General features: G+C 66.1%; 12 protein-coding genes. 6 read left to right on the forward strand and 6 right to left on the reverse strand.

Annotated features, from left to right (window positions below; all coding sequences use genetic code 11):
- Nucleotides 1–22: 22 nt before the first annotated feature.
- Both LLW23_RS05130 and LLW23_RS05135 read left to right on the forward strand, forming a co-directional pair.
- Nucleotides 23–2,494 (forward strand): DegT/DnrJ/EryC1/StrS family aminotransferase, encoded by a 2,472-nt coding sequence (locus LLW23_RS05130; RefSeq protein WP_228947701.1) that lies wholly within the window; start codon nucleotides 23–25, stop codon nucleotides 2,492–2,494.
- Nucleotides 2,491–3,555 (forward strand): glycosyltransferase family 2 protein, encoded by a 1,065-nt coding sequence (locus LLW23_RS05135; RefSeq protein ID WP_228947702.1) that lies wholly within the window; start codon nucleotides 2,491–2,493, stop codon nucleotides 3,553–3,555. Before LLW23_RS05130 ends, LLW23_RS05135 begins: the two co-directional genes overlap by 4 nt.
- Here the strand turns inward: LLW23_RS05135 and LLW23_RS05140 are convergent.
- Nucleotides 3,537–4,235 (reverse strand): murein L,D-transpeptidase catalytic domain family protein, encoded by a 699-nt coding sequence (locus tag LLW23_RS05140; protein ID WP_456299978.1) that lies wholly within the window; start codon nucleotides 4,233–4,235, stop codon nucleotides 3,537–3,539. The two genes, LLW23_RS05135 and LLW23_RS05140, sit on opposite strands and share 19 nt — an antisense overlap.
- Nucleotides 4,236–4,449: 214 nt before the next feature.
- Between LLW23_RS05140 and LLW23_RS05145 the strand changes: the two genes are divergently transcribed.
- On the forward strand, nucleotides 4,450–5,067 hold the full coding sequence (locus LLW23_RS05145) for a L,D-transpeptidase family protein (RefSeq protein ID WP_228947704.1): 618 nt from the start codon (nucleotides 4,450–4,452) through the stop codon (nucleotides 5,065–5,067).
- On the opposite strand, the gene LLW23_RS05150 is transcribed toward LLW23_RS05145, so the two are convergent.
- Nucleotides 5,057–6,013: an isopenicillin N synthase family dioxygenase gene (locus LLW23_RS05150; RefSeq protein ID WP_228947705.1), complete on the reverse strand. Its 957-nt coding sequence runs from the start codon at nucleotides 6,011–6,013 to the stop codon at nucleotides 5,057–5,059. The two genes, LLW23_RS05145 and LLW23_RS05150, sit on opposite strands and share 11 nt — an antisense overlap.
- Before the next feature lie 77 nt (nucleotides 6,014–6,090).
- Nucleotides 6,091–6,570: a hypothetical protein gene (locus LLW23_RS05155; RefSeq protein WP_228947706.1), complete on the reverse strand. Its 480-nt coding sequence runs from the start codon at nucleotides 6,568–6,570 to the stop codon at nucleotides 6,091–6,093.
- Between the two features lie 96 nt (nucleotides 6,571–6,666).
- On the opposite strand from LLW23_RS05155, the gene LLW23_RS05160 reads away from it, so the two are divergent.
- Both LLW23_RS05160 and LLW23_RS05165 read left to right on the forward strand, forming a co-directional pair.
- On the forward strand, nucleotides 6,667–7,899 hold the full coding sequence (locus LLW23_RS05160; protein ID WP_228947707.1) for a multidrug effflux MFS transporter: 1,233 nt from the start codon (nucleotides 6,667–6,669) through the stop codon (nucleotides 7,897–7,899).
- A gap of 65 nt (nucleotides 7,900–7,964) precedes the next feature.
- Nucleotides 7,965–8,306, forward strand: a complete 342-nt coding sequence (locus LLW23_RS05165; RefSeq protein ID WP_228947708.1) for a DNA primase — start codon at nucleotides 7,965–7,967, stop codon at nucleotides 8,304–8,306.
- A gap of 64 nt (nucleotides 8,307–8,370) precedes the next feature.
- Here the strand turns inward: LLW23_RS05165 and LLW23_RS05170 are convergent, their stop codons facing one another.
- Both LLW23_RS05170 and LLW23_RS05175 read right to left on the reverse strand, forming a co-directional pair.
- On the reverse strand, nucleotides 8,371–9,657 hold the full coding sequence (locus tag LLW23_RS05170) for a homoserine dehydrogenase (RefSeq protein ID WP_228947709.1): 1,287 nt from the start codon (nucleotides 9,655–9,657) through the stop codon (nucleotides 8,371–8,373).
- Between the two features lie 216 nt (nucleotides 9,658–9,873).
- Entirely contained in the window at nucleotides 9,874–10,176 is a 303-nt protein-coding gene (locus LLW23_RS05175) for a PspC domain-containing protein (RefSeq protein WP_228947710.1), read from the reverse strand.
- Between the two features lie 216 nt (nucleotides 10,177–10,392).
- Between LLW23_RS05175 and LLW23_RS05180 the strand changes: the two genes are divergently transcribed.
- A complete protein-coding gene (locus LLW23_RS05180; RefSeq protein ID WP_228947711.1) occupies nucleotides 10,393–12,360 on the forward strand; it encodes an OPT family oligopeptide transporter in 1,968 nt (655 codons plus the stop codon).
- Here LLW23_RS05180 and LLW23_RS05185 read toward each other — a convergent pair.
- The gene (locus LLW23_RS05185; RefSeq protein WP_228947712.1) at nucleotides 12,335–13,618 is read right to left on the reverse strand and encodes a glycoside hydrolase family 130 protein; all 1,284 of its coding nucleotides are present in this window, start codon (nucleotides 13,616–13,618) and stop codon (nucleotides 12,335–12,337) included. The genes LLW23_RS05180 and LLW23_RS05185 overlap by 26 nt on opposite strands.
- Nucleotides 13,619–13,649: the final 31 nt, after the last annotated feature.

The raw sequence follows: 13,649 nt of genomic DNA on the forward strand, positions 1-13,649 counted from the left end.
GGCCGAAAGGACCGTCCGCCAGATGAAGCGCCTGCCGCTCATAGCCCCGCACCCGCCACGCCTGACGACGATCGTCGAGGCGCTCGCGCGCGTCGAAGCGTCGGGCATCTTCAGCAACAACGGCCCGGAACTCCGCGCGTTCGAGGCGGATGCGACTCGGCGCCTGTTCGGCGGGCGCGGCGCTTGCCTAGCGGTCGCCAATGCTACCCTCGGGCTAATGATCGCGCTGCGCGATGCGGTGAGCGACGGTCCCGCCGGCCGCTTCGCCCTGATGCCAGCAATGACCTTCGCCGCGACCGCGCAGGCAGCGTGGTGGGCCGGCCTGACGCCGCTCGTCTGCGATATCGATCCCGAAGACTGGGCCGCCGCGGCGGACGAAGAAGAGACGCTGCTCACGCGCTACGGCGCGCAGATCGCCGCCGTCGTGCCGTACGCCACGTTCGGCTACGGCATCGATCTCGATCGCTATCGCTGGCTATCGCGCCGCCACGGCGTTGCGGTGGTGATCGACGCTGCCGCCTCACTCGGCACGACCGACGCGGCCGGGGTCGGCTTTGGCGCGGGCGCGCCCTTCCCCGTCGTGTTCTCGATGCAAGCAACCAAGCCGTTCGCAACGGCCGAAGGTGGCCTCATCCACTGCGCCGACGCCGATCGAATCGAGCGGCTACGTGCGATGGCGAATTTTGGCTTCACCGCACCCCGCACCGCGACGCTGCCCGGCCTGAACGCCAAGCTTCCCGAAGCGATGGCGGTCGTCGCGCAGGCGCGACTGGACGATTTCGCCCGCGTCGCGCGGCACCGCGACCAGCTAGCGACGGCCTATCGGCAGGCACTCGGCGGGCGCTACGCGATCCAGCCGCAGCGTGCCGGCCGCCAGGCACTCGGCTTCTTCCCGCTGCTGCTGCCGTCCGAACGGACCCACGAGCGGGACGCGATCATCGCGCGGCTGGAGCGCGAAGGGATCGGCGCCGGCAAATATTTCAGCCCGCATCTCGGCGAACAGCCGTGGGTCCGTGGCGTCGCGCAGATCGAGCCGACCCCGGTCGCGGACATGGTCGGCGGTCGGCTCCTGTCGCTGCCGCTGTCCGATACGATGACGGTCGAGGATGTCGTGCGCGTCGTCGAAACGCTCGATCGCGCGGTCGCCCGCCCAACGCGGAGCGCGACGTATGCCGCACCGCCCGCGGCGGAAACGCTCATCGTCGGCGGCGGACCTGCCGGCACCGCGATGCTCACCGCCGCCAGTCGCCACGGGCTGCTGCCCGATCTGGCGCGCGGACTCGTGATCGTCGAGCGCGACGCAGCGATCGGCGGCGGGCAGCTTGGCCGCTATTCGATCACCTCGGATTCCACCGCGCAGACCTTCCTCACCGCGATCGAAGGCAATGCCGACCCGGCAATCGCCGCGCTCGCCGATCATCCCGCGGCGCTGGCGGTGGCGCGGCACCGCGCCTCGCTCGGCGTGCCGCTCGCCGAAGTTGGTCCGTTGCTGCGCGCGATCGGCGATCGACTGCACATGACGATCACCGCCAACGGCGGCGCGGTGCTCACCGGGCAGGAAGCGGTCTCCGCTCGCCAGCACGAAGGCCTTTGGCGCGTCCGCCTGCGCGACGTCGCGACGCACCGCGAAACCGAGCGCACCGCGCGCAACCTCGTCATCGCCACCGGCGGCCACCAGCCGCTCGACCGGCTAGTGGCACAACGCGTCGCAGGTGCGCCACTCGTCGATCTCGCGGCGGATCGCCTGGTTCAATCGGATTCGGTGCTCTCGCGCGGCGGCTTTGAAATGGTCGCGGACCTGCTGGCCGGCAAACGCGCACCACGAGTCGCAGTAATCGGCGGCTCCACGAGCGCGCTGACGACCGTCGCCCTGCTGCTGCGGGGCCGTCCCGCGCTGCCCTTCGGTGCCCGCGCAATCACGCTTCTCCACCGCCGCTCACTCCGCCCTTTCTATCACTCGGTCGCGGCCGCCCACGCCGAGGGCTTCACCGATTTCGGCCCGGACGACATCTGTCCGGTGTCCGGCTTCGTCTACCGTCTCGCCGGCTTCCGGCTGGAGGCGCGTGACCTCGTGCTCCGAATGCTCGCGATCGACGGCCGCGAGCCAGACCCCCGCGTCGCGCTGCACCGCGTCACCGGGGATGACGACGTCGATGCCCGCGCGATCCTCGAACGCGCCGATCTCGTCATCGCCGCGCTCGGCTATCGCCCCCGCGTGCTGCCGCTCGAACAGGCGGACGGCGCGACGCTGCCGCTCGCCGCGCATCACGGCGCCCCGATGGTGGACGACGCATGCCGCGTCCGCGACGCGGCCGGTGCGCCGATCCCCGGCCTCTTCGGCATCGGCCTCGCGGCCGGCTTTGTGCCACACGGCAAGCTTGGCGGCGAGGCGAGCTTCGTCGGCCAGGCGAACGGGCTGTGGCTATGGCAGAACGACGTTGGCATGATGATCGTCGATCAGCTTCTGGCGCAGCGGAACCGGGCGGCGGCGTGACCGGCACGCCCGCGATCAGCGTCATCATGGCGGCGTACAATGGCGCCGATCTTCTTCCGGCGACGCTCGCATCCCTTCAACGCCAGACGTTCACCGACTTCGAAATAATCGTCGTCGACGATTGTTCTACCGACAATACGCGAGAGGTGCTCGCGGCCTGGCCGGACCAGCGGCTGCGCACGATCGCGCTCGAATCCAACGGCGGCCCGGTCCGCGCGCGCAACCGTGCCTTCGCCAAAGCGCGCGGGCGTTACATCGCCGCGCTCGACCAGGACGATCTATGCCTGCCCGAACGGTTCGCGCGCCAGGTCGCCTATCTCGATGCGAACCCCGAAACGGTGCTCGTCGCCAGCGCGACCGAAGTGCTCGAAGGCGCGCGTCTCCTGCCCTCGCCGCACGTCGCGCATACGACGCCCGCGCTGCTGCGCTGGCTGATCCGCATCGAGAATCCCTTCGTCTGGTCGTCGGTGATGCTGCGTGCGGACGCCGCCCGGCGGCTGGATCCGTTCACCCGCCCCGACATCCTCTACGCCGAGGATTTCGACCTTTATCATCGGCTGTCCGCCCATGGTGCGATCGCGCGGCTCGACGAGCCGTTGCTAGCCTATCGCCGCCACGCCGGCGGCGCGTCGCAGCGCTACGAGGCCATTATGCTCGGCAACGCCCGCCGCGTGCTCGCCGCGGCGTACGAGCCCATCCTCCAGGACGACGCCGAGCGGGCGGCGACGCTTGTTGTCGAGCATCTGATGCACCGCCAGCCAGTGCCCGATCGCGACACGCTTGCTCGCCTCGGCGATGTCCTCTGCCGTCTCCAAGCCGCTTTCCTCGCCGAACAGCCATGGAACGAAGCCGATCTGCGGCTGGTGCGCTGGGCCACCGCGCGGCGCTGGGCGGACGTGTCGCGTGCCTCGCTACGTGCGGGCACGATCTCCTTACGCGACGCGATCCGCGTGCGGCCGCCGCACCTCGGCCTTGGTCACGCAGGGATCGAGCAACTGATATGGGCGCGGCTGATCGGTCGCGCGCGCGCCGTTCGCCGTCGTCAGACCTTGGCGGCGTAGATCATCCGGCCCTGACCGAGCCGGTCGAACACCTCGGCCAGCTCGCGCTCGCCGACCGCGAAACATCCTTGGCTGCGGCCGAGCCGGCCGTGCGTACGCAGCATCTCCGGGTTGGAATACCACGCACCGTGAACCACGATCGCGCGCGACAACGCATTGTTGTTCGTCGGATCGAGCCCGATCAGCCGCTGCGACCGGCCATGCTTGCCGACATAGTATTCTGATGCGAGGAAGGCCCCCTCGGACGACGCGTTCGACCCATCTTGGTTCGAGAAGCGCTGGACATAACCGCTGTGTGCGGGATCGGAGCCGCTGCCGTGCGCGACCAGCTTGGACACGCTCTTGCCGCTGACCAGATCGATGAAGTGGAACCGCGGCTGTGCCGACGGCGCCGAAAAGTCAGCGATCACCATCCGGTCGCGGTGCGCGACGCGGTTGCCGTGACGTTCGATCGCAGCAAGCGCCTTGCGCATCAATTGCGGTGAAACGACTCGCGGCGAGCTCGGCACGACACGCGGCGTCGGACGGACGGGAGCCAGTGCCGATGCTGACAGGGGCGTTTGCTTGCGCTCGGTCGCACGCATCGCTGCAGAAACCGCCTCAGGGAGAGCCATCGCGCCTGCCAGCGCACCCGCCGTCTTCAACAAACCACGCCGGGTCGGCGCCGCATCACTCACCATTACCATCGATCCCGCTGTCCCCGTGTTCGCTGAGCATCGTGTACCAGCTAAGCCGTGAACAATCCTCGCTCTTTATGCCTGATTGGCGCAGGCCTTGCTTAGCCGGCCGTGGAAACAGCGCACTTCATCGCAGATGGCACCAAATCCAGGTTAGTACGTTGTGCCTCCTAACCGCCTGACAACGCGGCTGGAACATCGATCAAGGGGTTTCACTATGCGCATGATTCGCGCCTTGCTTCCGGCTGTTTTCGGAATAGTCGCTTTCACTTCCACACCTGCTTTGGCGGAGAGCGTCACCAGCAGCGTCGCACTCGTCGAAGCCGCTGCCAGCCTCGCCCCGGGCAAATACCTATGGGAAGAAGATGCCGCGGCGGGCCCAGTCAGCATTCTGATCAGCATTCCCGATCAGAAGGCGTATGTTTACCGCGGCGAGCGGCTGGTGGCCGTGTCGACGGTTTCGACCGGCAAGGAAGGCAACGACACTCCCGTCGGCATCTTCACGATCCTGCAGAAGAAGGAAATGCATCGTTCAAATCTTTACGACGACGCGCCGATGCCGTTCATGCAGCGCCTGACGTGGGACGGCGTGGCGATCCACGCTGGCCGCAACCCCGGCTTCCCCGCGTCGCACGGCTGCATCCGTGTGCCCGCGAGCTTCGCCAAGAAACTGTTCGCCGCCACGGAGATGGGTGCGACGGTTGAGATAACCGACATCGCCTATTCGGGCGATACCCCGGCACCGCGCAGCGACGCGCAACTCACCGCCGCCGCGAACGCCGCCACGACGAAGGATCTGAGTAGGTTCCTCGCGAGCCGTAAACTCAGCTTTTGATCAGCCCGATCTCCACTAGCCGCTCGTGGAGATAATCATGCGCCGTGATCGGCGTATGATAGCGGTTGGGATTGTCCGACGTGATCGTCTGCGGCAGCGTCTCGATCAGAAAATCGGGCGCTGGGTGCAAGAAGAACGGCATTGAATAGCGTGAATGCCCGCGCCGCTCGGGCGGCGGGTTGACGACACGATGCGTGGTCGACGGCAGCACGTGATTGGTCAGCCGCTGCAGCATATCACCGACGTTGACGACCATCGCCCCCTCCGGCGGCTTGATCGCGAGCCACTTGCCGGAATCGCGGTCGAGCAGCTCCAGCCCAGCCTCCTCCGCGCCCAGCAGCAGCGTGATTAGATTGATGTCCTCATGCGCGTCGGCACGCACCCCTTCCGCATCAGCTGGGATCGGCGGATAATGCAGCAGCCGCAGCACTGAGTTGCCGTCCTTCACCGCCGGATCGAACCAGTCCGGTGCGAGCCCCAGATGCCGCGCAATCGCTGACAGCAGACGGTCGCCCGCCGTGTCAAACGCTGAAAATAGCTCGGTGAACACGTCCTTGAAGGCCGCTGGGCGCGTCGGCCAGATGTTCGGCGCCATCATTGCCGAATAGCGATGACCCGCAGGCAATTCGCGCCCGACGTGCCAGAATTCCTTCAGATCAACGTGCTTAGCGTCCTTCGCGATCTCGGTCTTGAACGGCGTGTAGCCGCGGGCACCGCCCGCACCCTCGACGAAATAGTCGCGCTTCTCGGCATCGGGCAGAGCAAACAGCGCTTCCGTCGCCGCCCAGGCGCGCGCGATCAGATCGGACGGAATGCCGTGATCGGCCACTACCGCAAAACCGAAGCGGCGGAACGAGCCGCCAAGGTCTGCTGCGAACCGCGCAGGATCGTGGCCCTCATCGGCCAGGCTGAACGTCGGCACTTGCGCCAATGGAGAATCAAGCATCCTGAACGCCTTCGTCGATGAATCCGAAGGCAGTCACATAGGCGCGCACAGCAAGTGCCGCCACCCTCGGTCGCAGCTCAGCCGATCGTGACGGTCCCCTTCGCACGTTCCCCTGCGGGCTTCAGGTCGATCAGGAAATTCTCGCCATCGCTCGTGCCACGAAGCGTATCGCCCTGAACCTCGACCTTCGTCCCTTGCTTCTCGAATTCGCCACGCAGCCAGTCGCGCACCGTCGCGGCGGTCGCCGGGCTGTCGAACGCCACCCGCACCACGCCCTCGCCTTCACCGCGCGCATTGACGTTCATTGTGTTGATTTTGGTGCCGGGAAACAGATGGACGCCGCCGATCTCGAAATTGTCCGCGGTCAGATTGAACTTCGGCAGCTTCAGCGAGCCCTTGATCAGCGGCGTATCCAGCGTCACCTCCCCGGTCCCGCCGTCGACCCGCGCCGCGCCATTGCCGGCGTCGATCGAAACCGACGTGCCGTCGCCGTCTGTGCTGCCGCAACCAGTCAGTGCGAGCAAAGCCGCCACGAGCGGGAAAACCATCGATCGCATCTTCGCCTCCGTGTTATGATGCTAACACACTAATCCTGATCATCGATCGTGGCAAGCGGGCTGACTTGCGCCGGCTTGCTCTCTACGGGGGCGGCAATGTCGCTTCCCCATTCCCCAGCAGTCGATCGCGGCGCCCCGATCCACCGACGCGAATTCATCGCGCTCGTCGCTTCGCTGATGGCGATGGCCGCGCTTGGCATCGATACGATGCTGCCCGCCTTGCCGGACATCGGCCGCACGCTCGCCGTCGAGAACGCCAACGATCGGCAATATGTCATCACCGTCTTCGGCGTCGGCTTCGGCGTTGCGCAGCTCATCCATGGGCCGATCACCGACCGGTTCGGGCGTCGTCGCCCGCTGCTCGTCGTACTCCTGCTATATGCCGCCGCGAACGTGCTCGCCGCGGTAGCGCAGAGCTTCCCGCTGCTGCTCGCCGCCCGCTTCCTCGGCGGCGCGTGCGTCGCCGGATCGCGCGTCGCGACGGTCGCGATGGTGCGCGATTGTTATTCCGGCCGGTCGATGGCGCGGATCATGTCGCTCGCCTTCATGGTGTTCATGGCGGTGCCCGTCGCCGCGCCAGCGCTCGGCGCGGGCATCCTGTTGGTCGGCGACTGGCGGACGATCTTCTGGGTCATCGGCGGTGCCGCGATCCTACTCGCCATCTGGATCGCGCTCCGCCTGCCCGAAACGCAGCACCCCGAGGATCGCCGCCCGATCCGCCCCGGTCCGATCATCGCCGGCTGGCGCGAGGCGCTCGGCGACCGGCTCTCGCTCGGCTATACGATCGCCGCCGCCGGGCTGACTGGTGCGCTCTACGGTTATCTCGGATCGATCGAGCAGGTCATGTCCGACACGTTCGGGCAACCGAGGCTGCTGATCGTCGTCTTCGCGACGACAGCCGCGACGATGGCGGTAGCAAATCTCGTCAACTCGCGCGTCGTGATGCGATTGGGCACGCGACGGATGGGGCATGGCGCCGTCGCAGCGCTGCTGGTGCTCAGCACGGCCCATCTCGTGCTGGTCCTCTCGGGACACGAGACGCTGTGGACCTTTGGCATCGTGCAGGCGCTGACGCTTGCCTGCTTCGCGCTCTCCACCTCCAACTTCTCGTCGCTCGCGATGGAGCGGATGGGCCATATCGCCGGCACTGCGTCGAGCGTCCAGGGGTTCCTGTCGCTTACGGTCGGCTCCACGCTCGGCATGGTCATCGGCCAGTCGTTCGACGGCACCACGGCGCCTTTGACGATCGGCTTCCTTGCGGCCGGGATTGTGGCACTCGTCGCTGCGGCAGTCACCGAGCGTGGCCGGCTCTTCAGCACGGCCGGATAGCGCGCTGATCCCGGAACCGCGTGCGTGCAGGTCCGTTCATTCCTTCGCCAAAAGGAGAAACGATCATGGGCGGTCATCAGGTAACGAGCCACGGTTCAGGCGACGACGGGTTCGACGAGGACGGCTATGACGAGAGCCAGCGCGCGGAGATCCTCGAAGCGACGCGAGATGGCCCGAGTGACGGCACGATCATCACCGATCTCGAGCCCGACATCGATGTCGACGACTCCGAGGAGGAAGAAGACGATCTGCAGATGATCGACGGTGAAGTTGCCGCGGCGGATGATGACGCCCTGCAAGATGAGGACGATACCGACGAGGACGTCGTTCAGGACGAGTTCGACGACGGCACGATCAGCGACGATGATAACCTCGGCGATACCGACGAGGTCGCTCTTAATCCGTGATCCACGAGTAGCCATGCCGATCGGCATGGCGCTCGCTCTTCAAGTCTGAGCCTCGCAATTACCGTCAATCGAGGATGTGCATCCAAAGCGGTTCGCCCGCGAGGCTCTGCGACCCACGCAACCGCTCCAACGCGGCCGCAACATTCGCCTCCGGCGCTTCGTGCGTAACGATCGCCACCAGTGCGGTGCCATCGGCCGCAGCGCCGCGCTGGATCAGGCTTTCGATCGAGACATTAGCGTCGCGCATCGCCGCGGCGATCTCTGCCAGCACGCCGACACGATCGGCAACAGTGAATCGCAAATATGCCCGTCCACGTCGCTCGCCGGCAGTTGCGGCTGGCGCGTCAGACAGCGCAGCGGCCGGCATTGCATATGGCGGCCCGAATTCACCGCGCGCAATGTCAATCAGGTCGGCGACGACAGCGCTAGCGGTCGGGCCGTCCCCAGCGCCCGCACCCTGAAACAACAGTCGACCAACGAAATTGCCTTCCGCGACAACTGCATTGGTCGATCCGGTGACATGAGCCAGCGGATGATCTTGCGGCACCAGATGGGCATGGACGCGCTGGAACAGCCCGCTCGCGCCAGCCTCCGCAATCCCGACAAGCCGCACGCGATAGCCAAGCGCCGCCGCCTCCGCGATGTCTGCGGCAATCACGTGGCGGATGCCGCTCGCCGCCACCGAACCGAACGCCGGCTTCGTCCCGAACGCGATCGACGACAGGATCGACAATTTATGCGCCGCGTCGATCCCATCGATGTCGAACGAGGGATCGCTTTCGGCAAATCCAAGCGCCTGCGCCTCGGCCAGAACGTCAGCGAAGTCGCGCCCCTCCGCCTCCATCTTGCTCAGGATGAAATTGCACGTCCCATTCAGGATGCCGTAGACGCGCGCGATCACATTCGCGGCGGCGCCCTCGCGCAGCCCCTTGATCACCGGAATGCCGCCAGCGACCGCCGCTTCAAACTTCAGCGGCGCACGCGCGGCCTCAGCCGCGGTCGCAAGCTCGAACCCGTGGTGCGCCAACATCGCCTTGTTTGCCGTCACCAGTCCCTTGCCCGCTGCCAGCGTCGCCCGCGCGAGCGCCAGCGCCGGCCCATCGGCGCCGCCAACCAGCTCGACCACTACATCAGCATCGCAGCGCGCGAGCGCACTCGTGTCGTCGACCCATTCGAACCGATTGATATCGACACCGCGATCCTTGCTGCGATCGCGCGCGGAGACGGCGACGAGCTCGATTGGCCGGCCGGCGCGCCGCGTGATCAGCTCGCGATTAGTGTCCAGAACGCGGATCACCCCCCCGCCGACCGTCCCCAGCCCCGCCAGTGCCACCCGCAATGCGTCCGCCATCACCGTCCCCAAATCATCGCGCCGCTCGCGACTAAGGGCTTGATCGACACGTGTCGACCGCGGCGATCAAGCCGTTTCGGAGGAATAACGACGAATCTCACCCTTTCGGGGGATGCGGGCCCGTCCTGTTGCGATCATCAGGTCACCGCGACCCAAGCCCGTGATCTTCACGGGTGACTGCCCGGCGACTTCTTAAAAAGGGTCGCCGGGCGTTTTTTATGCGGCCTTCGCGTAGATCATGCCGTCGTCCTGCTCCACGGCCGCCTGCGATGCCGGCAGAGCGATCACCGGCTCTTCATGCTTGCGTGCCCGGGCGTTCGGAAAAGCGAGCCGCGACACGAGAACGACGAGCCCAAGCGCCAGATAGCCGATCACGACGCCTACCGGCTGAATCACAAACGCCGTGCCGAGCACAAGCCGCAGCCAAAGCGGATTGAACCCGAAGTCCTCGCCCAGCGCATTGCAGATGCCGAGCAAATTGTCCTTGGGGGCGGCAAGCGGCTTGGTTGCGGTCGTCATCGTCTTGGCTCCGGCTATGCAGCAGATAATGCTGCCTGATGCAGCTACCTGTGCAGTATCTATGCCAAGCCTCTTTACCTCTATTTTTCAGTAGTTTGACGAAGGATACCGTCAGGACGCCTCCCCGGCACACCGAATAGTCGGCTACATTATGGTGGATTGCGCCAACTGGATCCCCGCTTGCGCGCCGGCAATATTCTGCAACACCTAGGGATCATGACCGCCACGACGAAGCCGATCGCCGAACTCACGCTGCGCGGCGTGCTGCTCGGCGGGATCATCACGCTGCTGTTCACCGCCGCGAACGTATACCTCGGCCTCAAGGTCGGGCTGACCTTCGCGACGTCGATCCCAGCCGCGGTGATCTCGATGGCGATCCTGCGGAATTTCAGTGACTCGACGATCCTCGAAAACAACATCGTCCAGACCATCGCGAGTGCAGCCGGCACGCTGGCCGCGATCATCTTCGTGCTCCCTGGGTTGGTGATCATCGGCTGGTGGCAGGGCTTCCCGTTCCTCCTCACCGCCGGAATAACCGGGCTCGGCGGCGTGCTCGGCGTCATGTTTTCGGTGCCGCTGCGCCGTGCGTTGGTGGTCGACAGCGACCTTCCGTATCCCGAAGGCCGCGCCGCCGCCGAAGTGCTCCAGGTCGGCTCCGGCTCGCGCGAGGGCGCCGCCGAGAGCGCGGCGGGGCTGCGCCTACTCGTCGCGGGCAGCCTCGCCTCCGCGGGCTTTGCGATCCTCACGCAGATGAGGCTCGCCGCAGCCGAGGCCTCGACCTGGTTTCGCGTCGGCAGCGGCGCGACCGGCCTTTCCGGCGGGCTGTCGTTCGCGCTGTTCGGTGTCGGCCATCTGGTCGGTCTGTCGGTCGGTCTGGCGCAGCTTGTCGGGCTGATCACCGCCTGGTTCATCCTGCTGCCGATCCTCACCGCGGCGCAGCCGATGCCGGGTGAGGTCGAGACGTGGGCGAGCACGATCTTCCGACAGGACGTGCGCTTCTTCGGCGCCGGTGTGATCGGCGTCGCCGCGGTTTGGACGCTCCTGCGGATCGCGCGCCCGGTGATCGGCGGCGTTACCTCCGCGCTCGCATCGAGCCGCGCCCGCCATGCCGGTGAGGCGCTCGCGCTCGAGGAACAGGATCTGCCGATCGGCGTCGTTGCCGGCATTTCGGCCGCGCTGCTGGTGCCGATCGGATGGCTGATGTGGAGTATCGCCAGCGTCGGACCGATCGCCGGTTCGGCCGCGATCCTCGTCGCCGGTGCGCTCGTGTTCGTCGTCGTGATCGGGCTAATGATCGCGACTGTCACCGGCTATATGGCCGGCCTGATCGGTGCGTCCAACTCGCCCGTCTCGGGTATCGGCATCCTGGCGGTCATCGCCGCGTCGCTCCTACTGGTCGGCCTGTTCGGGCGCGATCTGCCGCCGGACACCACCGCCGCACTTGTTGCATACGCGCTGATCGTAACCGGTCTCGTCTTCGGCATCGCGACGATTGCCAACGACAATCTGCAGGATCTCAAGACCGGTCAGCTCGTGGGCGCGACCCCGTGGAAGCAGCAGGTCGCGCTGGTGATCGGCGTGATCTTCGGTTCGATCGTGGTGCCTCCAGTACTCGATCTGCTCAACACCGCCTTCGGCTTCGCCGGTACGCCCGGCGCCGGGCCGAACGCACTAGCTGCGCCGCAAGCGGGGCTTATATCGTCGTTAGCGAAGGGCGTGCTCGGCGGCGACCTCAACTGGACGATGCTGCGCTGGAGCGCGCTCGCCGGGGTGATCTTCATCGCGCTCGACGAAGTGCTCGGCCGCGCTGGGCGGATGCGCTTGCCACCACTCGCAATCGGCATCGCCATCTATCTGCCGATGGCCGTGATCCTGCCCGTCGTGCTCGGCGCGCTCGTCGGTGCAGCCTATGATCGCTGGTCGGATCGAACCTCCGACCCCGAGCTGGCGCGCCGCATGGGCACGCTGACTGCTACCGGCATGATCGTCGGCGAGAGCCTGTGGGGTGTCGCCTTCGCCGGCATCGTCGCCGCGTCAGGCACCAATGCGCCGCTGGCGGTCGTCGGCGACGGCTTCGCACCGGTAGCCCTGATCGGCGGGACGATCCTGTTCCTCGGGCTGATTGGCTGGCTCTACCGCGGCACCCGCGCCGCCGCGCTCACATCCGCTCGAGCAACTTCTTGATCTCGACAAAAGCGAACCCGACCGAGCTGTCCGCGATGCCATACGGCATGAACAATTTGTCGCCGTGCCGCATCGCGCCGCAGGTGTAGACCACGTTGGGCACATAGCCCTCGCGGTCCTGATCGGCGGCGGCAAGGATCGGCTCCTTCGTTCGGCCCAGCACCTTCGAGGGATCGTTCTTGTCGAGCAGCGCCGCGCCAATCGAATATTTCCGCATTGCACCAACGCCATGCGTCAGCAGCAGCCAGCCTTCGTCGATCTCGATCGGCGGCCCGCAATTGCCGATCTGCACCAGCTCCCACGGATGCACCGGAGTCAGGATCAGCTCGCCGTCGTCCCAATGATCGAGCCGATCTGACCGCAGCAGATAAAGGTTCTCACCATCCTGCCGCCCGATCGACAGATAGTCGCCGCCCACCTTGCGCGGGAATAGGGCGATGCCCTTGTTGCGTGCCGCCGTGCCCGTCATCGGCACCAGATCGAACGCACGGAAATCGCGCGTACGCAGCAATTCGGATTGAATCTTCGCGCCGTTATACGCGGTATAGGTGCCGAGCCATTCGACCGCGCAGTCATCGTGCGTGAAATGCACCAGGCGCAGATCCTCAAGCCCCTTCGACTGCGCTTCGGTGATCGGAAAAATCACTGTGCCAGACAGCGTCGAATCGCGGTGGCGATGCACCGTGATCGGGCCGCTCGGCGTTTCGTCACCGTCTATCGCCGGCGCGTCGGCAGCGGTCGCGAACGGTGGCTCTGGCGCAAGCTTCAGCTGATTCTCATTCGTTATGATGCCCTCGCGAAACGCGACGGACGAGATATGCCCCTCCCCCACCGCGCGTAGGCTCATCAGGATACGCTGCGAGCCCTCCGGCATCCCTGACTGGTCATGGTGCGGCACTACGCTCGGGTTCATCAGCGCGGCGGCGGCATAGCTGTATTCGTGGCAGAAATAGGCGCCGATCAGCTGCCGCTTCTCATCGCCGATATCCACGTCGTCCAGCCCGTGCTGCCCGGCGATCTCTTCGTACCGCGTCATGAACACGCGCCGCGTCTGCCAATGCCGCGCCTCGAAGTCCTTGAGCACTGCGGCTAATTGCTCGCTCGCCTGCACCGGCGACATGGCGAGCACTTCCTCGACCATTCGTGCCGCTCGGCGCTGCCCCTGGCCATTCATGGCCGACCAGGCGATATGAAAAGGCCGCACCACCACGCGCGAAGGGTCGGCGTACAGCCGAAGCTGGTGATTGAACAAGTCCAAGGAAAGCTGCCTCGCGTTGGCGTCCACACGT

The organism is Sphingomonas radiodurans (assembly GCF_020866845.1).
GTDB classification, from domain to species: Bacteria; Pseudomonadota; Alphaproteobacteria; order Sphingomonadales; family Sphingomonadaceae; genus Sphingomonas; species Sphingomonas radiodurans.

Bases quoted from the DNA above. Each gene is read 5' to 3' on its own strand.
- LLW23_RS05175 (WP_228947710.1), bottom strand. From the start codon at position 10,176: ATGACGACCGCAACCAAGCCGCTTGCCGCCCCCAAGGACAATTTGCTC.
- LLW23_RS05130 (WP_228947701.1), top strand. From the start codon at position 23: ATGAAGCGCCTGCCGCTCATAGCCCCGCACCCGCCACGCCTGACGACG.
- LLW23_RS05150 (WP_228947705.1), bottom strand. From the start codon at position 6,013: ATGCTTGATTCTCCATTGGCGCAAGTGCCGACGTTCAGCCTGGCCGAT.
- LLW23_RS05170 (WP_228947709.1), bottom strand. From the start codon at position 9,657: ATGGCGGACGCATTGCGGGTGGCACTGGCGGGGCTGGGGACGGTCGGC.
- LLW23_RS05140 (WP_456299978.1), bottom strand. From the start codon at position 4,235: ATGGTGAGTGATGCGGCGCCGACCCGGCGTGGTTTGTTGAAGACGGCG.
- LLW23_RS05180 (WP_228947711.1), top strand. From the start codon at position 10,393: ATGACCGCCACGACGAAGCCGATCGCCGAACTCACGCTGCGCGGCGTG.
- LLW23_RS05160 (WP_228947707.1), top strand. From the start codon at position 6,667: ATGTCGCTTCCCCATTCCCCAGCAGTCGATCGCGGCGCCCCGATCCAC.
- LLW23_RS05165 (WP_228947708.1), top strand. From the start codon at position 7,965: ATGGGCGGTCATCAGGTAACGAGCCACGGTTCAGGCGACGACGGGTTC.
- LLW23_RS05145 (WP_228947704.1), top strand. From the start codon at position 4,450: ATGCGCATGATTCGCGCCTTGCTTCCGGCTGTTTTCGGAATAGTCGCT.
- LLW23_RS05155 (WP_228947706.1), bottom strand. From the start codon at position 6,570: ATGCGATCGATGGTTTTCCCGCTCGTGGCGGCTTTGCTCGCACTGACT.